Origin of the sequence: Arthrobacter methylotrophus, assembly GCF_039539965.1 — a bacterium.
GTDB lineage: Bacteria > Actinomycetota > Actinomycetes > Actinomycetales > Micrococcaceae > Arthrobacter > Arthrobacter methylotrophus.
This window is the reverse complement of sequence record NZ_BAABED010000001.1, coordinates 2,026,686-2,045,716: the sequence shown is the minus strand read 5'-3', so window position 1 is coordinate 2,045,716 and position 19,031 is coordinate 2,026,686. Positions and strand designations below refer to the sequence as shown.

General features: G+C 62.6%; 16 protein-coding genes and 1 pseudogene. 1 reads left to right on the top strand and 16 read right to left on the bottom strand.

The window, feature by feature from the left end:
- Positions 1-9: 9 nt before the first annotated feature.
- From ABD884_RS10850 to ABD884_RS10775, 16 genes and pseudogenes are all read right to left on the bottom strand, one after another.
- A pseudogene (locus ABD884_RS10850) lies at positions 10-2,906 on the bottom strand (DEAD/DEAH box helicase).
- Positions 2,907-2,930: 24 nt separating this feature from the next.
- Complete coding sequence (gene tatC / locus ABD884_RS10845; protein ID WP_028267276.1) at positions 2,931-3,725, bottom strand: twin-arginine translocase subunit TatC; 795 nt, start codon at positions 3,723-3,725, stop codon at positions 2,931-2,933.
- A 48-nt stretch (positions 3,726-3,773) separates the two neighbouring features.
- Positions 3,774-4,040, bottom strand: coding sequence for a Sec-independent protein translocase subunit TatA (gene tatA, locus ABD884_RS10840; protein WP_028267277.1), 267 nt, complete (start codon positions 4,038-4,040; stop codon positions 3,774-3,776).
- A 32-nt stretch (positions 4,041-4,072) separates the two neighbouring features.
- Positions 4,073-4,423: a hypothetical protein gene (locus ABD884_RS10835; protein ID WP_345045221.1), complete on the bottom strand. Its 351-nt coding sequence runs from the start codon at positions 4,421-4,423 to the stop codon at positions 4,073-4,075.
- Between the two features lie 20 nt (positions 4,424-4,443).
- Positions 4,444-6,450 carry a helix-turn-helix transcriptional regulator gene (locus tag ABD884_RS10830; RefSeq protein WP_345045219.1) on the bottom strand — a complete coding sequence of 669 codons (2,007 nt, stop codon included), beginning with the start codon at positions 6,448-6,450 and terminating at the stop codon, positions 4,444-4,446.
- A gap of 95 nt (positions 6,451-6,545) precedes the next feature.
- On the bottom strand, positions 6,546-6,941 hold the full coding sequence (locus ABD884_RS10825) for an FKBP-type peptidyl-prolyl cis-trans isomerase (protein WP_345045215.1): 396 nt from the start codon (positions 6,939-6,941) through the stop codon (positions 6,546-6,548).
- A gap of 46 nt (positions 6,942-6,987) precedes the next feature.
- Complete coding sequence (locus ABD884_RS10820) at positions 6,988-7,932, bottom strand: FKBP-type peptidyl-prolyl cis-trans isomerase (RefSeq protein WP_345045213.1); 945 nt, start codon at positions 7,930-7,932, stop codon at positions 6,988-6,990.
- A gap of 98 nt (positions 7,933-8,030) precedes the next feature.
- Entirely contained in the window at positions 8,031-9,395 is a 1,365-nt protein-coding gene (gene pafA / locus ABD884_RS10815; RefSeq protein ID WP_345045211.1) for a Pup--protein ligase, read from the bottom strand.
- Position 9,396: 1 nt separating this feature from the next.
- Positions 9,397-10,104, bottom strand: a complete 708-nt coding sequence (gene prcA, locus ABD884_RS10810; RefSeq protein ID WP_028267283.1) for a proteasome subunit alpha — start codon at positions 10,102-10,104, stop codon at positions 9,397-9,399.
- Position 10,105: 1 nt separating this feature from the next.
- A complete protein-coding gene (gene prcB, locus ABD884_RS10805; RefSeq protein WP_028267284.1) occupies positions 10,106-10,915 on the bottom strand; it encodes a proteasome subunit beta in 810 nt (269 codons plus the stop codon).
- Positions 10,916-10,993: 78 nt separating this feature from the next.
- Positions 10,994-11,197, bottom strand: a complete 204-nt coding sequence (locus ABD884_RS10800; protein WP_345045201.1) for a ubiquitin-like protein Pup — start codon at positions 11,195-11,197, stop codon at positions 10,994-10,996.
- 108 nt (positions 11,198-11,305) lie between these two features.
- The gene (gene dop, locus ABD884_RS10795; protein WP_345054713.1) at positions 11,306-12,937 is read right to left on the bottom strand and encodes a depupylase/deamidase Dop; all 1,632 of its coding nucleotides are present in this window, start codon (positions 12,935-12,937) and stop codon (positions 11,306-11,308) included.
- 50 nt (positions 12,938-12,987) lie between these two features.
- Positions 12,988-14,805, bottom strand: coding sequence for a proteasome ATPase (gene arc / locus ABD884_RS10790; RefSeq protein WP_345045197.1), 1,818 nt, complete (start codon positions 14,803-14,805; stop codon positions 12,988-12,990).
- A gap of 101 nt (positions 14,806-14,906) precedes the next feature.
- Complete coding sequence (locus ABD884_RS10785) at positions 14,907-15,959, bottom strand: tRNA (adenine-N1)-methyltransferase (RefSeq protein WP_028267288.1); 1,053 nt, start codon at positions 15,957-15,959, stop codon at positions 14,907-14,909.
- A 118-nt stretch (positions 15,960-16,077) separates the two neighbouring features.
- Positions 16,078-17,247, bottom strand: coding sequence for a site-2 protease family protein (locus tag ABD884_RS10780; RefSeq protein WP_345045192.1), 1,170 nt, complete (start codon positions 17,245-17,247; stop codon positions 16,078-16,080).
- Positions 17,248-17,979 (bottom strand): HAD family hydrolase, encoded by a 732-nt coding sequence (locus ABD884_RS10775; protein WP_345045189.1) that lies wholly within the window; start codon positions 17,977-17,979, stop codon positions 17,248-17,250.
- Between the two features lie 120 nt (positions 17,980-18,099).
- Here ABD884_RS10775 and ABD884_RS10770 point away from each other — a divergent pair, with 120 nt between their 5' ends.
- Positions 18,100-19,005 carry a PAC2 family protein gene (locus tag ABD884_RS10770; protein ID WP_345045186.1) on the top strand — a complete coding sequence of 302 codons (906 nt, stop codon included), beginning with the start codon at positions 18,100-18,102 and terminating at the stop codon, positions 19,003-19,005.
- Positions 19,006-19,031 lie beyond the last annotated feature (26 nt).

Genomic DNA, 19,031 nt, shown 5'->3' with positions numbered 1-19,031 from the left:
CTGCGGGGTTCAGGCGACGCTGGAATAGGCCACGACGCCGCGGCGGATGAGATCGATCGCTTCGCGGCACATCTTGGCCTGTCGCCGTTCGAGACCGGGAATCTTGGCCATCTGGTCGAGCAGGTCGATCACTTGCTTCGCCCAGCGTACGAAATCGCCTGCGGCAAGGTCTGTTCCGCTGAGAACTTCTTGAAGGTGCCGGCCCTTGGCCCACTTGAAAATGGGCCACACAAGTCCAAGCTCCGGTTCAGCGGTCAATGGCAGCCTGTTCTTGTCCTCGACATCCTCCAAGGCAGACCACTCGTGCACCACGATGTCCACGGATGTTTCGAGGGAGACCGACGGCATCTTGGGTCGAAGGCCCCGATCGTCGCGTTTGGCCTGATAAACCATGGTGCTAGCCAGCGCGGCAAGTTCAGCTGCGTCGAGGTCCTTGATGGCGCCCCGCCGAATGGATTGCGAGATCAGCAGGTCTTTTTCGCCGTAGATACGGCGAAGTCGCTGACCGTCCGCACTGATGGTGACGTGGCCGCCGTCGGACGTCTGGAGGTAACCGTAAGCGGCGAGGACATCGCACACGCGGTCGAACGTCTTGGCGATCGTGTTGGTCCGGCCTTGGATCTGCCTGACGAGCCCGTCGGTTTCATGGCGCAGTTTCCACCAGCGCTCGGCCCAGCGGGCATGGTCTTCGCGTTCGCTGCACCCGTGACAAGGATGGGCACGCAGCGCCCGGCGGAGGTCAGCGATCTTCTTTTCCTGGTCCGGCAAATAGCGAGCACGGCCAAAGTCCTCGTTCCGGATCGTCCCCCGCGCGGGCGGGCGTCCCTCGCGCACTGCGTTCCGCATAGCGGATGCCAAGTCGCGGCGGGATTTGGGCAGCTTCGCGTTGAACGACTTCGGTATCCGGATCCAAGAAACCGGAGCGACCGGTCCTTCGACCTCGTGGGCGCCGATCCTGTGCAACTGGTTGTCTTCGGTCAGGACCGCGGGGCGCGGTTCACGCGCGTTGGGGTCGGCATTGAGCACGACGGCGTATCCTGGCGTGCGGCCGCCGGAAACCTTGACGACATCGCCAGGCATGAGCCGGGTGAGGGAGTCCACGGTCAGAGACTTGCGGGCCCGCGACGTGCTCCGGGAGGCAAATTGCTCCGCCTCGCTCAGATCCCGCCGGAGCTTAGCATACTCGGTGAAGTCGCCAAGATGGCACTTCATGGATTCCGCGTAGCCGGCAAGGGACTCTTCCCTGCTTTGAACCTGACGGGCCAGCCCCACGACGGAACGGTCTGCCTGGAACTGGGCGAAGGACGATTCGAGGATCTGGCGTGCCCGCGGCCTGCCGAACTGGGCAATCAGGTTGATGCTCATGTTGTACGTGGGCCGGAAGCTCGAGTTGAGCGGATAGGTGCGTCGCGAAGCGAGGCCGGCAACGGCGGCAGGATCGGTTCCGGGCTGCCAAAGGACCACGGCGTGACCTTCGACGTCGATCCCGCGTCTTCCTGCGCGGCCGGTCAGCTGGGTGTACTCCCCCGCCGTGATGTTGACGTGGGCTTCGCCGTTGAACTTGTCGAGCTTCTCCAGGACAACGCAGCGGGCCGGCATGTTGACGCCCAGCGCGAGCGTCTCCGTAGCGAAAACCGCCTTCACCAAGCCATCGGCGAAGAGCGTCTCCACCACTTCCTTGAAGGTCGGCAGCAAACCGGCGTGGTGGGCAGCGAGCCCACGGAGCAAACCGTCACGCCAGCTCCAAAAGCCAAGGACATCGAGGTCATCGGCAGGAATCTCGCGGCTCGCCTCATCTACCCGGGAAGCGATGATCTGCTGTTCGCGTTCGGTGGTCAACCACAGCCCGGCAGCAGCACATTGCGCGACGGCCCCGTCACAGCCGGCACGGGAGAAGATGAAGGTAATGGCCGGCAAGAGCCCCTGGCGGTCCAGGCTCGCAATGATCTGTGGCCGGCTGGCCTTGCGCACGGGACTGCGCTGCTCCCCGGCAGTATTGTCGCGTTGGCGGTCCGGCCGGCGGCGGCTGCGTCCGCCATGCCCGAAGCGGCCACGGAAGTTCATCTGGCTTTCCGCCCGCGCCATGGACAGCAGTTCCGGGTTGACCTCAAACTCCTTCTGCCCGGGATTCCGCTCCGGCTCCCGCACTCCCGGCAGCAGGGGTGCTTCGCCCTCCCTCGCCCGGGGGCGATCTCGTCGAAGCTGGTGTCCCCCGCGAAGAGGTCGACGATCTCACGGCCCACCATGACGTGCTGCCACAAGGGGACGGGGCGGTGCTCGGAGACAATTACATCAGTGTGTCCACGCACGGTATCCAGCCACGCCCCGAACTCTTCGGCGTTGGATACCGTCGCGCTGAGTGAAACCACCTGTACTTCACTGGGCAGGTGGATGATGACTTCTTCCCAAACGGCCCCGCGGAAGCGGTCTGCCAAGTAGTGCACCTCATCCATCACCACATAGCCAAGGTCGCCCAAAGTGTCCGAATCCGCGTACAGCATGTTCCGCAGAACCTCAGTGGTCATCACAACAACGGGTGCCTCACCGTTGATGGTGGTGTCACCGGTCAGCAGGCCTACGTTCGATGCACCATACTTCGCCGAAAGCTCGGAGAACTTCTGGTTGCTCAGCGCCTTGATCGGCGTCGTGTAAAACGCCTTGAGACCGCGTTCCAAGGCAAGGTAGATAGCGAATTCGCCAATGATCGTCTTACCAGCCCCGGTGGGCGCGGCAACCAACACTCCCCTGCCTTCCTGAAGGGAACGGCATGCTGCACGCTGGAAATCGTCAAGTTCGAACTCCAAGGACCGGGTGAAAGTACCAAGATAGGTTTTCGACTCAGCACTCCGTTGCGCTGCAGCTTGAAAGGCTTCTGAGGGCGAGAGGGCCCCTGAATTGGAAGACATGCTTCAAGACTAGTGGCCGGAGGACTACAGATTCTCCAGATCGGAGGCAGGTGTGGCGACGTCGGCCGTGGCTTCCGTCTCAGCGGTGACCTTCGCCTGACGGCGGGCCCGCCGTTTGTCGTTCAGCATGCAGAGTCCGATCGCGGCAAAGAACAGCACCAGAAGGGGACCGGCGAGCATGAACATTGACAGCGCGTCCGCGCCAGGGGCGGCAACGGCCGCCAGGACGAACACGAGGAAGACCGTGATGCGCCAAGCCTTGAGGATGGTCCTGCCGCTCAAAATGCCTGCCATGTTGACACCGACCAACACCACAGGTACCAGGAATGCGATGCCGAGGAAAAGAAGCATGTGCGTGGCAAACGTCAAGTATTGAGATGCGTCGATGTTGTTGGCCCCATTTTGGGGCGTGAACTGCAGCAAGGCGCGCACGACGTTAGGGATGACCGTCCAAGCAACGTACACGCCAATGAGGAACAACGGCACCGCAGCGGCCATGTAGCCGAGCGTGTAGCGACGCTCCTTCTTGGTCAGGCCGGGCGTGATGAATGCCCACACCTGGTAGATCCAGATCGGGCTGGAGATCACCAAACCGATTTGGATGGCGATACGGAGCTTGAAGTCGAACGGATCCGCCACGCTCGCGAAATTCAGGACCGCGGTCCTCTTGGTCTCCTGGGCGATCTTGACCAGCGGATCCGACAGGCTGTTCACCACCGGCTCATAAAGGAACCACCCTGCCACGGCGCCTAGCAGCACGCCGACGGCAGATTTGATCAGCCGATTCTTGAGCTCCCTCAGGTGGTCTAGGAGCGCCATCCGCCCTTCGGGGTTGGCTTTGCGGCCTGTCTTCGTTGCCACTACTGCTTAGCTACGGCTTGCGGGCGGAACGTCGGTGTCGTTGCCGCTCTTGTTGGCTTCGGGGTGGTTGACCACTTTGCCTTCAACGGGGTCCGAGTCGTCCTTGGCCGTCGGCTTGCCGTCGTTCTTCATTTCCTTGACTTCGGACTTGATGATGCGCATCGACTGGCCCAGGGCACGGGCCATGGAAGGCAGCTTGGGTGCGGCAAACAGCAGCAAGGCCACGATGATGATAATGACAATTGGCCAAGGGCCATCAAATAGTCGTCCCACGGGAAGTCCTTTCGTTGGAATACATCCTACGTCTAACTTAATTCGATGTCGCGCAGGGACTGGGGTTGGCCCCGTTCGGCTTTGCGCTTAACGCGCTCTTGGCGACGCACTTCCTGGCGGGAGGCCTTGGCCGTCACGTAATCATGACGCATCTGTTCAGGTGAGGCAAAAACGGCCGCGCCAAACACTTTCGGTGACGCTTCGCCGTCGTCGTCAGCCGGTTCGGGAAGGTGCGCGCGGTGACCAAACCGCTCCCCCGCCGCACTCAGTTCGTGCACCGTTGCCATGAAGTTCCGGAAAAGCCGGACTCCCAGTAGGACGTAGCAGAGTAGTGACACCGCAATCAGAGCGACCCACAAGAGGATCCAGGACCACCAAGGCATTTGAGTAGTCTAACCAGCCTTCATTGCTTGTACTGCGCAAGTGCGGAAGCGACCCATGCCGCAGACACGTCAGCCAGTTCGGCGGGCTGCAGGATTCGGACCGCTCCACCGTGCTGGGCAACAAACATCGGCAACCAGTCCGCGTTTCCGAATCGAACCTCGGCGAGCAGGCCGCCTTCCGGAAGCACGGCGGTCCGTTCCGCATAGTAGTCGTCGGCCAGCCCGGCGCCTTGCCGGGTCAATTCGAGGACGACGACGACGTCGTCGTCATTGGGGGTGTACAACTTCACGGGAACGCCTTCCTCGGCGTTACCGCTCCTGGAAACCGGCCGTCCGTTGGGCGCAATCTCCTCGATGCGGTCCAGGCGGAAGTTCCGCAGCCCGGCTTTGCTGTGGCAGTACGCCTCGAAATACCAGGTGTTGTCGAGCGAATAGAGCCGAAAAGGGTCCACGTCCCGTTCGGAAACCGAATCACGCCGGGGCGACAGGTAGCGAAGACGCAGTTGGCGCCCCGCTTCAATCGCCCGGGTGATGGTGTCGAACGACTCGGCGTCGGCAGGGGCGACTGGCGGTCCGGCGACGGCCGCCGCCAAACGGCCGGACTCCCCCGCCGCGCCCGTGAGTTTCAGCGTCACGGACTCCAGTGCCCCGCTTTGTTCCTCTTCCGACATTCCCGCCTGGGCGGGAAGTCCGCCCAGGGTGGCGAGGCCGGTCAGCAGCGCGCAGGCTTCATCAACGCTGAATCGGACGGGCCGATTGAGTTCGAGGTGCTCCCGGATATAGACGTGTTCGTTTTCCCAATCGATGTCGAACAGGTCATCCGGATACCCTTCCGGGCGGCCGGAGCAGATCAGGATCTTCAGGTCCTCGAGAAGTTCCTTGCGGCTGATACCGAAGCGGTCCGCCACGTCCTGGATGGGCAGGCCCTGGTTGTGGACAAGGAAAGGGACCAACTGCAGCATACGGTTGAGTTGGTCCTCCGAGGTTCGCTTACGCGCCCGGGGTGCCGGGCCGGCGTCGGGAAAGCGGACTTCGACGGCGGGACGCGAGGCGAATGTGGCAGCACCTTCAAGCCTCCGGACGACGGCGTCACGCAACTCGGGAGGCCCCACCACGCGAACGTGGGGACCGTAGGACGCCAGTTCTTCAGCAAGCAAGTCACTGTCCCGGAACGGCACGGAGAGGCGATCCCTGCCATCCGGCGGGCAGCCCGCCACCCTGGCACCCGCCTCTCTCGCCGCACGCTTGCGGAGGCCCAGCAAACGGCCTTCGGCGACTTCGAGGTGGGCCTCCTGCAAGGGCAGTTCGCTCAGGCTGTCCAGTTCTGTGCGTGTATTGAAGCCCGCAGGAATCTCGCAGTGATACCCGGTTTCGACATGAACATCGCTCGTCATCCGGGACAGCCTAAAGAAGCGTTTCGCCTCCCGCCCCCGGTCGTACCCCACCAGGTACCACTGCCCGAAGCGGCTCCCGAGGCCCCAGGGCTCCACAAGGCGGCGTTCGTCCTTGCCTGTGCTCGCCGCCCGGTAGCCGAAACTTACAGGGTGCCGGCCGTTCATGGCCAGGATGATGTCGTCAAACGCCTGGCCTGCCGGCTTGATGCGGGGCTGGACGCCTGCTGGAAGCTCGACGTCGGCAAGGTCGCCGGAAGCCTGCAGCTTACGCAGCGCGCTTGCCGCAGCGGAGCCTAAGGCGGCCCGTTCCCACAACTGCGCCGCAAGGAGCAGCACTGTTCCCTCCGCGGGCGTCAGATGCACGTCCGGCAGGCGGTTGGATTCCTTGCCGATGCGGTAGCGCGTCGACGCGGGATCGTCCGAGCCAAACCCATGGTCAAGGAGTGTTTCAATGTCGAAGCCAAACTGCTTCAAGTCAGACTTGTCGCGTTCAAACATGCGTCCGAAAGCAATGTCGTTGTCACCGGCGTCGTGGTAGACCTTGTCCCTCAGAACGGCCCGGGACAGCCCGTACTTCGTGTTCAGAAGGGCGATCAGCAGGTTCAGGAGTCGTTCGGTACGTGATGCGGACACGGTTGCAACGTTACTAAACTCCGCCGATAAAGGCGGAAGGCGCGTCTGCCGCCGGATTTCTCCGGCCGCTGGCGCGCCTTCCAATGCTGCAAAACCTAGCGGACAGCCACAAGGTCAACGACGAAGATCAGCGCTTCGTTGGGCTTGATGGACGCACCCGCGCCACGGGAGCCGTAGGCAAGCTCGGAGGGAATCTCCAGGCGACGGCGGCCACCGACCTTCATGCCAAGCAGTCCCTTGTCCCAGCCCTGGATGACCTGGCCGACACCGACGCGGAAGTCCAGCGGTGCGCCTCGGCCCCAGGATGCGTCGAATTCCTCCCCAGTGGACCATGCAACGCCGACGTAGTGGGTGGAGACGGTGTCGCCGGTCTGGGCCTCGGCGCCGTCACCGACGATGATGTCCTCGATCACGAGTTCCGTCGGGACGTCGCCCTCCGGGAAATCGATCTCCGGCTTAGTGCGATCGTAATCACGCTGACCAAATGACATGGGTACTCCTCAATTTGATAGGAACATAATGTTGTCTTGCGGGAGGTTACTGAGCGCCCAGGATGTCCACGACGAAGACGAGGTCGCCCGTGGGCTGGCCCTGGGCTGCCGCCCCGTCGCCATATGCGAGGCTCTTGGGGATAACCAGGAGGACACGGGAGCCGACGGTCTTGCCCGTCAGGCCTTGCGTCCAGCCCTTGATGACGCCGTTCAGCGCGAAGCTGGCGGTCTGGCCCTTGTCGTAGCTGGAGTCGAACTTCTTGCCGTCAGCCAAGGTGACGCCGACGTAGTTGACCGTCAGGGTGTCCGTTTCCTTGACGACCGCGCCCTTCCCCTTGATGAGGTCCTGGGAGACGAGGGCCTGCGGGGCCTTCGCGCCGTCAACGGAAATCTGCGGAACTCCCTTGTCGTCGACCTTGACAGTGGGGAGGCCGGCGGGCGGAGTGACGGTATCGCCCTCGGGCTTGTCCAGGGGCTTGACTGCGTCCTTGACACCAGTGATCTTGAAGACCACCAGCTGGGATGACGTCGCCGCTGCTTCAGCCGACGCTGCGGTTCCGGGGACGGCGAAAGCGATGTCAGCGCCCACCTTCGCGCCGACCAGCGCGTTGTAAAGCACAGCGCTGTTCGTTTTGAGTTGATCGTTCAATTCGACGGGCTGGGAGCCGGTCGGGAAAGTGTCTTCGAGGGTCTTGCCGTCATGGCCGTCGACGGCAATGTAGGTGATCTGCGCTACCTGGCCGGCCTTCACTTTGTCGCCGGTCCCGTCGGTGACCAATTTGATGGTTTGCTGAGTTACATCCAACGGCTTGGTGAAGTCCAGGCCGGGTGCCTTCTTGTCACCATTATCGGAGACCTTGAGGGAATCCAGCTTGGCGACATCACCAGCGGACTGACTGGTGGGCTCCGGGGTTGCAGTTGTTGCCGGGCTTCCGCCGCAGGCGGTGAGCAGCAAAAGGCCGGGTATGAGCATTGCTAGTAGACGTCGCACAAATGAACTTTCGTCGGGGCAAAAGGAGGGCACAGCCGGGACATGCACGTAGAGGCCCGGCAAAGGCCAACTTAAAGGATAGCCGGTAAAGCTGGGAGTCAGCCCATCGAGTCCAGCAAGGCATCCACTCGCTCGTCGACGCTGCGGAAGGGATCTTTGCACAAGATAGTCTGGTGGGCGCGGTCGTTCAGTTTCAAATGGACCCAGTCCACCGTGTAGTCGCGGCCGAGTTCCTGGGCGCGCCGGACGAAGTCGCCACGGAGTTTTGCGCGGGTGGTCTGCGGCGGCGCGTCGACGGCATCCTTGATGTCCGTGTCGGCTACGATGCGCCGGGCCGCGCCGCGGGACTGGATCAGGAAGAAGAGCCCGCGCTTGCGCGATATGTCGTGATATGTGAGATCCAGCTGCGCGATCCTCGGGGAATCGAGGCCCAGTCCATGACGACGCATATACCCATCCATCAGTTTCTTCTTGATGGCCCAGTCCACTTCGGTGTCGATTCCGCTGGTGTCTCCGCTATCGATGGCGTCCAGCGTCCGTTCCCACAGATCCAGGATAAGTGGAACGTGCGGGTTATGGGCTCCGTTTGATGCTACAAAGGCGCTGACCTTCGCGAGGTACTCACGCTGGATATCCAGGGCCGTCAATTGCCTCCCATTGGCGAGCCGCACCAGGGCTTTGCCGCTCAGGTCGTGGGAGATTTCACGGATGCTGCGGATGGGATTCTCCATGCGCATGTCCCGCATGATGACTCCGGCCTCGACCATCCGCAGGAGAAGGTCTACCGTCCCCACCTTCAGCAAGGCGGTGGTCTCGGACATATTGGAATCGCCAACGATCACGTGCAGCCGACGGAAGAACTCGGCGTCGGCGTGCGGCTCGTCACGGGTGTTGATGATCGGCCGGGATCTCGTCGTTGCCGAAGATACGCCTTCCCAGATATGGTCCGCCCGTTGGGAAAACGCGAAGGTAGCCCCGTGCGGCGTCTTCAGAACCTTGCCCGCACCAGCGATCAACTGCCGGGTGACGAGGAACGGAATGAGGATCTCCGCGAGCCGCGAGAACTCACCGCGCCGGGGAATCAGGTAGTTTTCGTGGCTGCCATAGGAATTGCCGGCGGAATCGGTGTTGTTCTTGAACAAATAGACCGTTCCGTTGAATCCCTCCGCCGCGAGGCGGCCCTGCGCCTCATCCACCAGGTCATCGAGAATCAGTTCACCAGCACGGTCGTGCGCGATCAGCTGGGCGAGGTCGTCACATTCTGCTGTGGCGTATTCCGGGTGCGAGCCGACGTCGAGGTACAGCCGCGAGCCATTGGTGAGAAAGACGTTGGAGGAACGCCCCCAGCTCACAACCTTCCGAAAAAGGTACCTGGCGACTTCCTCCGGGGCCAGGGGCCGTGAGTCCGGGCTCGAATACGAAATACCGAACTCGGTTTCAATCCCGAATATTCTCTTGTCCATCTCAGGCCTCCCCTGCAAGCAGCTGCGTGATTTCTTCCGCGCGGAGCCTGCGGAACGCCCGCCGGGATCCGCGCCCACTTTCCGGGCTACGGTCCAACACTGCAGCTTCGACGGCGGTTCCGGGCAGTGCGTCCACCTCTTTGTCCGTGGCCAGCGCCTTGACCGCCAGACGAAGGGCACCCGCCAGGTCAAGATCGTCTTTCCAGCCACCTGCGACGGTCTCAGCTACTTGTTCTGCGAGGCCCCCCATGACCACAAAGCCGTTCTCGTCGGCTATGGAACCGTCAAAGGTCAGCCGATACAGATGATCATCGGCCTGGGTGTGCCCCACCTCCGCCACTGCAAGCTCCACTTCAAACGGCTTTTGCTCCGCGGTGAAGACGGCGCCAAGGCTCTGCGCATAGACGCTCGCGAGCCCGCGGGCCGTGACGTCCTCGCGATCGTAGGAATAGCCGCGGACGTCGGCGTAACGGACGCCTGCCTGCCGAAGACTCTCAAACTCGTTGTACTTCCCCACCGCGGCGAAGGCGATCTTGTCGTAGATCTCGCCGATCTTATGCAGGGACGGTGACGGGTTTTCTGCCACCAAGGCGATGCCGTCCGCGCAGCTGATCACGACGACGGAGCGGCCGCGGGCGATGCCTTTCCGCGCGAAGTCTGCGCGGTCCTTCATAAGCTGCTCGGGCGAAACATAAAACTGCTGGGTCATCTCAAGCCTCCCGTCCGGCAACTGCGCGCGATTCAACGATGGATCCGGCGATCGCCGCCAACTCGCGTTCGGGCACCCGGCGGGCGCCGGCGCGATTGACGGTGTATACCACCGGCCAGAGTTGACGGACGGGATCCGGGCCACCTGTGGCAGAGTCGTCGTCAGCCGCGTCGTAGAGGGCTTCCACTGCGACGGCCACGGCCCCGTCTTCGGTGAGGTTCGGCCGCCACAGTTTCTTCAAGGCACCCCGGGCGAAGACGGAACCGGAACCCACCGAGTGGTGCTCCAATTCCTCGTATCGTCCGCCTGTGACGTCGTAGGAAAACAGCCGTCCCACGCCGGCTGCCTGGTCGAAGCCCGCGAAAAGCGGAATCACCGCGAGCCCTTGCATGGCCATCGGGAGGTTTCCCCGGATCATGGCTCCAAGCCGGTTGGCTTTGCCGTCCAGGCTCAGCAGGGTGCCTTCGATCTTCTCGTAGTGTTCAAGTTCCACCTGGAACAAGCGGGTGATATCGAGGGCAAGGCCCGCCGTGCCGGCTATGCCCAGGACGGAGTATTCGTCGGCAGGGAAGACCTTCTCAATGTGCCTGCTGGCAATGACATTCCCCATAGTGGCGCGTCGATCGCCCGCCATCAGGACGCCGCCAGGATAGCTCAGGGCGACGATGGTTGTGGCGTGGGGCACTGGCGGAATCTGTCCCGCGGGCAGCACTTGGTTGAAGGGGAGAAGTTCAGGCCTGGAGCGTTGCAGGTGCTCTGTGAACGAAGACGTTGCTTGGGTGGCCAGGTGGCCGGCTGCTGGATCCTGCATTGCTGCGCTCCTTCGACTCTGACTTCCGATGCCCGGCGGCCTCGCGCCGGCCGGGCCGTTAGCTTAGCTGGCGGCTGCTTACTGGCCACCCTTTTGCACAAATGCCCGAACGAACTCTTCGGCGTTCGATTCGAGGACGCCGTCGATTTCGTCGAGGAGATCGTCCACGCCTTGCGTGGCGACTGAAGCCTGGGCCTCCGGCGCTGCGGGCGGGGCCTCGGGGACGTCAGCCTCGGTCTCAGCGTCGCGGGACTGCGGTTGCTGCTGCTCCTGGGTTGCCATTTCTTTCTCCATTCTGTCCATCCCCGTCAAAAGGGGACTTCCTGTAATGCCATATTGCCACGGGGCGGGCCTCGCCGCTGCGGTTTTAGCAAGCAGTTTGGCGACCTTTCATGGGCTGCCCGTTCGGGTGGGCGGCGCCGGGTCCAGGCCGAGCAATTCCCGAAGGAATGCACCAGCGGTGGCGTGCTTTCGAAAGAGCTGGCCAGTGAGTGCTTCTGTTCCGCGGAGGGGCTCCCGTGTGGGCACCCTCTGGAGTTTGCCGATGCCGGGAACGTCGAAGATGACCGAATCCCAGCTGGCACCGACCACGTCCTTGCCGAAACTGGAAACACACTTCCCGCGGAAATATGCCCGCGTGTCCGATGGCGGCTCGACGACCGCCCGGCTGATGGCGGCGTCGTCGACGATCGTCTGCATCCGGTCACGGGAAAGCAGGCGATAGTAAAGGCCCTTTTCGGGTCTGACGTCGGACCATTGCAAATCAACAAGTCCCAGGCGGGCGTCGTTCCATTCCAATCCATCACGGTTGCGGTAGCCCTCCAAGAGGGACATCTTGGCGAGCCATTCGACGGAAGACGCGGCACCTGCCGGATTGTTCCCCAAAAGCCCCAACGTTGACTCCCACCGTTCCAAGACATCCCGGGTGTGGCCGTCCCCACTGAAGGCGTCGGAAACCCCGGTTTCCTGGGCAAGTTTGGCTGCGGCCTCGTAGTACATCCACTGGATATCCAGCGCTGTTACGCGGCGTCCATCGAGAAGCCTGATCGTGGCCGTCAGTGAGGTGTCGTGGCTGATTGCCTGGAGGCCCGCCACGGGCTCGTGCACTTCGATCTTCGGAGCTTGGCCGGCTTCGATAAGGCTCAAGACCAAGGCCGTGGTACCGAACTTCAGATAATTGGACACTTGGCTCAGGTTGGCGTCGCCGATGATGACGTGCAGACGCCGGTACTTGTCCGCCGTGGCGTGCGGTTCATCACGGGTATTGATGATGGGACGCCTGATGGTGGTTTCGAGTCCCACCTCTGCTTCGAAGAAGTCCGCGCGCTGACTGATCTGGAATCCGGCCTTCGAACCGTCTTGGCCCTTGCCAAGTCGGCCGGCCCCGCAGATGACTTGGCGAGTGACGAAGAACGGCGTCAAGCCCCGGACGATCTCCCCGAAAGGCACCGATCGGGGCATGAGGTAGTTCTCATGGGAGCCGTAAGACACCGATTTATTGTCAGTGTTGTTTTTGTACAAGTTGATGGCCGGCAAATCAGGATCTGCTGCCACTCTCCGGACGGCGGCCAAGGCGACGAGGTCGCCAGCTGCATCCCACGCAACGATGTCGCGAGGATTCGTGACCTCGGGACTGGAGTATTCGGGGTGGGCGTGGTCCACATACAGGCGCGCCCCGTTGCCGAGGACCATGTTCATCAGCAGCGAGCCAGATTCGTCGCTGCCGTCGGCTTCGAGTTCCTGCCGCCCATATGCAAGGGCAACGGCCTCGGCGTCGAGCACCGGAGGCCTGTCGGTCAGCTGGCTGGGATCGGCGGCACTACGCTCCACTGTCCAGCCACGAGCATCATGCAGGGGTTCTTCGTCGGTATAGTCCCACCGGGTTTCAGCACCCCCCGCCGCCCGCTGCCGGGTCAGGTTGGCGTAGGCCTGGATGATGCGCGCGGACATCATTGTGGCATTCGCCCCCGGGGCGGAGGGCGCATGGATACCGTATTCAGTTTCCGAACCCATGACCCGCATCGCCCCGCCCACCGGAAGTTTCTCCGAAGGCGGAACTTCCGGCCGGGCCGTCACAGGTACTGGCCGGTGTTGGGAGTCGTCTCGATCGACTTCCCGGGCTCCTGGCCTGCCTTGCCCTGGACGATGGTGCGGATGTATGTGATGCGTTCGCCCTTCTTTCCTGAAATGCGTGCCCAGTCATCCGGGTTCGTGGTGTTGGGCATGTCCTCATGCTCGCGGAATTCATCGACGACTGCACGCAGGAAGTGGTCGATCCGCAGGCCTTTCTGCTGTGTCAGCAAGAGGTCCTTGATGGCGTACTTCTTGGCCCGGTCCACCACGTTCTGGACTACGGCTCCGGAGTTGAAGTCCTTGAAGTAGAGCATCTCGGTATCGCCATTGGCGTAGGTGACTTCCAGGTACTCATTGGATTTCTCGGTTGAGTACATGGCTTCGACGGTGCGTTGGATAATCGCATCAACCGTAGCCTGGACGTCACCGGCGTGCTCGGCCAGGTCCGTCGCATGGAAAGGAAGGTCCTTGGTGATGTACTTGGCGAAGATGTCGGCTGCCGCTTCGGCGTCGGGACGCTGGATCTTGACCTTCACGTCCAACCGGCCCGGCCGAAGGATTGCGGGGTCAATCATGTCTTCGCGATTCGAGGCGCCGATCACAATCACGTTATCCAGCCGTTCGACGCCGTCAATCTCGCTGAGGAGCTGCGGGACGATGGTTGTCTCGACGTCGGAGGAAACACCCGTTCCGCGGGTGCGGAACAATGAGTCCATTTCGTCGAAAAATACCACCACGGGGCTGCCGTCCGAAGCCTTTTCCCGGGCCCGGGCAAAGATCAGCCGGATATGGCGCTCTGTTTCCCCGACATACTTGTCAAGGAGTTCAGGACCCTTGATGTTCAGGAAGTAGCTCTTGAGATCCACGTTGCCGGCCCGTTCGGAGGCACGGGCGGCAAGGGAGTTGGCAACGGCCTTCGCGATCAGCGTCTTACCGCAACCCGGAGGGCCGTAAAGCAGGATGCCTTTGGGTGCCTTGAGCCCGTGTTCGCGGTACAAATCCGGGTGCAGGAACGGGAGTTCCACGGCGTCGCGGATCTGTTCGATTTGAGGGCCCAAACCGCCGATGTCCTCGTAGGTGATATCCGGGACTTCTTCGAGGACGAGGTTTTCCACCTCTGCTCGCGGCACCTTCTCCAGGGCGTAGCCGGTGCGGGAATCCAGAGACAAGGCGTCACCGACGCGCAGGTGCACCTTCTGCAATGCCCCTGAAAGCCTGACGACACGCTCTTCATCGGCCCGTCCCACTACCAGGGCGCGATCGGTGCCAAGCATTTCCTTGAGCGTGACGAGTTCGCCGGCCCGTTCATAGCCCAGGCCCGTAACCACGAGCAAGGCCTCGTTGAGAAGGACTTCCTGCCCCACGGCCAGCTGGTTGAGGTTCACCAGAGGGCTGACGCCGACCCGCATCTTTCGGCCCGCATTAAAGATGTCAACAGATTCCTCTGTGGCTGCCTGGCCGGTACTACCTGCCGTTGGTTGGCGCCTGGGGTTGATCTGCAAAATGGTCCCGAAACTGTACGGCGGTTGGCCGTCCTGTTCGAGGGCGCCTTTGAGCCGCAGGATTTCGGCCTTCGCCGTTTCCAGCATGGTGACGAGCTTGGTGTTGTTCTGAGTGGCGGCGGCAAGTTGGCGGTCAATGTGGCGCAGTTTGTCACGAAGGATGTTGATCTGGCGTTCCGCGACAGTGAGCTCACCGGAGGAGTCCTCCACCGCTTGGTTCCCCCCACCCCCGTGTCCCGTTTTTCCCTCAGTCACGGCCTTGTTCGATGGCTCCTCCGGCATTGTCCGCCCGAAGTCGTTGTTCGACGTATCCACGAAGCATCAGCTCCTTCCCGCTTTCTATAAATAGACCTTAGCCCTCAAAAGCGTCGGGAAACCTGTGACATCCGGAATGCGGACCAGTTTGTGATCTTTCCTTAATTCGCGGGCGCGGGGTTGTCCTTGACGTTGGTGCCGGCTATCGCATCACGTGCCGCCCGACGCAGTTTTTTGTCGGAAACGGCCCGCTCCCCCACTGCCGCCGGAGTCCAGGCATTCAGGTCCTCTTCGCTGAACTCGGTCTTGGATGGGCGGCGCTTGACGGAGATACCCGTCACGCCATCCGCGAGCCGCCGGGTAACGAGCAGGAAGCCGGTGTGGGCCACCATGCGGTGGTCAGGGCGGACTGCGAGGCCTTCGAGGTGCCATCCGCGGACCATCGATTCCCAAGCGTCCGGTTCGGTGAAACGGCCATCGGCGCGGATGGCTTCCGCGGTTCGGGAAAGCTGGGTCACGGTGGCCACATAGTTGATCCACACGCCGCCCGGGGCCAGAACGGTCGCTACGGCGTCGAGGCATTCCCAAGGAGCCAGCATGTCGAGGACCACGCGGTCCACGGATCCGGGTTCTTCGCTGCGGACAACTTCCTCCTGGAAGTCACCGAGCGAGATCTTCCAGGCAGGGTGTGGTCCGCCGAAAATGGTTTCCACGTTCCCGCGGGCGATGTCGGCGAATTCTTCGCGGCGCTCGAAAGAGTGCAGGTAGCCGCCGTCGCCCACTGCGCGAAGCAGCGAGATCGAAAGGGCTCCGGAACCCACGCCGGCCTCCACCACGCGCGCGCCTGGGAAGATGTCCGCCATGGTGACGATCTGGCCCGCATCCTTGGGATAAACAACAGCCGCGCCGCGGGGCATGGACAACACGAAGTCGGACAGGAGCGGCCGGAGCGTCTGGTACTGCTGGCCGACGTTGTTGGCCACCACCGAACCGTCAACCTGGCCAATGATCTCATCGTGGTTCAGGAAACCGCGGTGCGTGTGGAAGGCGCCGCCTTCCTCCAGGGTGATCGTGTTCATCCGGCCGCGTTCGTCGGTGAGCTGGACCCGCTCGCCCACACGGAACGGTCCGCGGCGCCGCGCAGCACCCGTGGGTTGGAGGGCAGTGTTGGCGGTGCCGGTTTCGGTGTCGCTGGCGGCGGTTTCGCTGCTCATGGGTGTTTCCTCGCTCCTGTACGGCTGGGCCGTCAATTGTTGCCGCAGTTGCTGCTTAGTGATGCGCACTGCTGTCGGGGGTATTTAGCGGCCGGCAGGTAACTCTACCGGGAAGGTCCTAGGAGCGCCCGCTCCGGCGGGCTACTTTACCTGTAATGGCTGTCACGACGGCCTGTTGGCGCAACAGACCCGTGACGGTGCCGATTTCGTCCACCACGGCGTATTCGGCGCCGTTGAGCTGGGCCAGATACTGGATCAGTTCCTGGCCGTTCGATGTCCTGGGCACGTAGGCGCCGTCGGCAAGCGGAGTCGAAACCGCGGTGACCAGTGTCGCGTAAATCTCGGAGGGCGGCACGGCTGCTGCGGCAGCCGGATCGACAAGTCCTTGCGGCCGCCCGTCCGGCCCGCAAATCACGACGGCGGGAGCACCGTACGGTGCCACGCGCAGGACGTCGGCGACGGTGGCCGAGTTCGGAATCCCGACGGCGGGTTCGGCCAAGGCCGCGGCACTCACCGAGGGGAGGCGTCCGCGGAGCGTGGCCTGCTGAATGGCACCGGATGCGCCGACCCAGAGGAAGCTGCAGACAAGGAATGTGATGAGCATCAGGGTGACATCGGGGGAACTGCCGCTCAGCAACGGCAACGCGATGAACCAAACAACCAGGACGATCACGATGACCCGTCCGGCCCACCCGGCCGCCACCGTCCCCTTTTCCTGGCTGCCCGTAGCCTTCCATACCGCGGATTCCACGAGGCGTCCTCCATCAAGGGGCAGGCCCGGGAGCACGTTGAAGATGCCGATCAGCAGGTTGGCCCACATCAGAATATTCGTCAGAGTGTCCCCCACCCCGGTGAAGACATTGGCCTCAAGCAATAGCCAGGCCCCGCCCGCGAGGACAAAGTTGGCCACGGGTCCCGCCAAGGCAACCAGCACCGAGCGGCCCGGGGATGCGATGAAACTCTCGAACTGCGTGTGCCCGCCCCAGAGGTTCAACACGATCTTCTCCGTAGGCCATTTGAAAGCCTTCGCGCTCAAAGCATGCGCGAGTTCGTGCACGAGCACCGAGAGCGCGAGGAGGAGCGCATATGCAAAGGCAACAAAGTAGGCGCCGATGCCTAGCGAGTGGTTCCGGATCAGCAGGGCCGGCCCGTACACGATGACCGTAAACGCGGCAATGATGAACCAGGAGTAAGCAAGGTAGACGGGAATCCCCGCGATGCGACCGAGTGGAATCCCGTCTTTCCGTCCGCCGCGGGTGCTATGTCCGACTTTCCCGGAAGTGCTCACTTAGTTTGCCTGTCCGAGGAGGGCGGCAGCAGGCACAATGCCGGCAGCCCGTGCAGCGACGAGCGCTTCAAGGTCGGCGACCTTCCGTCCCTGAAGGGTGTCCCAGGTGGTTCTGCATGGGTCCTCCGGCAAGGGCATCTGGTGCGGAATTCCGACCGTGACGACCCCGGATGCAATCGCGGCCGCAACTCCCGGGACGGAATCCTCCAAGGCGACGCAATGATCCTTGGTCAGCTCAGGGTCTGTGCGCCCAAGTCGTTCCACCGCCGTGAGGTAGGCCTCCGGGTGGGGCTTTCCTTGGTTGACGATGTCCCCCGTGACCAGGAATTCAAAGTAGGGCTTGGGGAGGTTGGCCACAACTTCGCGTGCCATCGGACCTTCGGACATGGTCACGAGGGCGCAGCGAACGCCCCTTTGGTACAACTCGTCGAGCAATTCCTTGGCACCGGGCCGCCAGGGCACCTCGACGCGGAGACGCTCGATCACGTGGCCGCTCAAGGTGTCAACGATCTCCCGCTTTGCAAGGTTCACACCGGCGGATTGAAGAAGTCCGGCCGAGTGCATGAGCGACTGTCCTACGAGCTGCATGGCTTGTTCATGGCTCCAGCCGCCACCGTGGGACTCTACGAGGGCGCGTTCCGCGGCAATCCAGTATGGTTCGGTGTCCACCAGAGTGCCATCCATGTCCCATAGCGCGGCTTTGAGGAGGGGCTGGGTGGCTAAGGCATGCATGCCTCAAGTCTACGTGGAACGGGGGGACGCAATCGTCCTTCCACGCCCCGCGCGACTTATGGCCACGCCGTCCTCCTCAAGGCCATGCGTGTGTGGCGGTCTTCGACGTAGGGTGAGTGGATGAACAGTTTGGACGGAGCCCCTGACGGACAGGCCATTTCACCGGAGCCTGAGCGCCTACTCCAGCCTGTGGCGGAGGGCCAGCGCATCACCGTGATGCTGGCGGCTTTCGAGGGCTGGAACGATGCCGGTGAGGCCGCCAGCGATTCCCTGCACTACTTGAACAAGTTGTGGCAGGGAAAGAAAGTGGCATCCGTTGATGCCGACGACTATTACGACTTCCAGTTCACCAGACCGACCGTACGACGGACCGCAGCCGGAACCCGCAAGGTGAAATGGCCTTCCACGCGCCTCTACAAGGCCAGCGTCCCGGACAGCAACGTGGATGTGGTGTTGGTGCTCGGCACCGAGCCTTCCTACCGCTGGCGTGCCTACACCGCCGAGCTTTTGGTCCATGCCGAAACGCTCAAAGTCGACTATGTTGTGCTGATTGGCGCCCTCTTGGCCGATGTCCCGCACAGCCGCCCGATCCCCGTCAGCACCACTTCGGACGACACAGTGTTGAGGCAGCGCCTGAACCTGGAGGCCTCGCAGTACGAAGGACCCGTAGGCATCGTCGGGGTTCTGGGCGAATTCGCACTGCTGGCGGGCCTGCCCACGGTGTCGCTGTGGGCAGCAGTACCGCATTACGTCGCGCAGGCGCCGTCCCCCAAGGCGCAACTAGCGATCTTGAACAAGATCGAGGACCTGCTCCAGGTACCTCTCGACACGCAGGCCCTGAGCGAGGAATCCGAGGCCTGGGAGCGCGGTGTGGACGAATTGGCAACGGAAGACCCCGAAATCGCGGCCTACGTGCGTCAGCTCGAAGAAGCGAAGGACACGGCTGACCTGCCGGAGGCCAGCGGCGAATCCATCGCCCGCGAATTTGAGCGCTACCTCAAGCGCAGGGGCAAGGATAAGCCCTGACAGCTTCCGCTCGTGAAGCTCCGTGC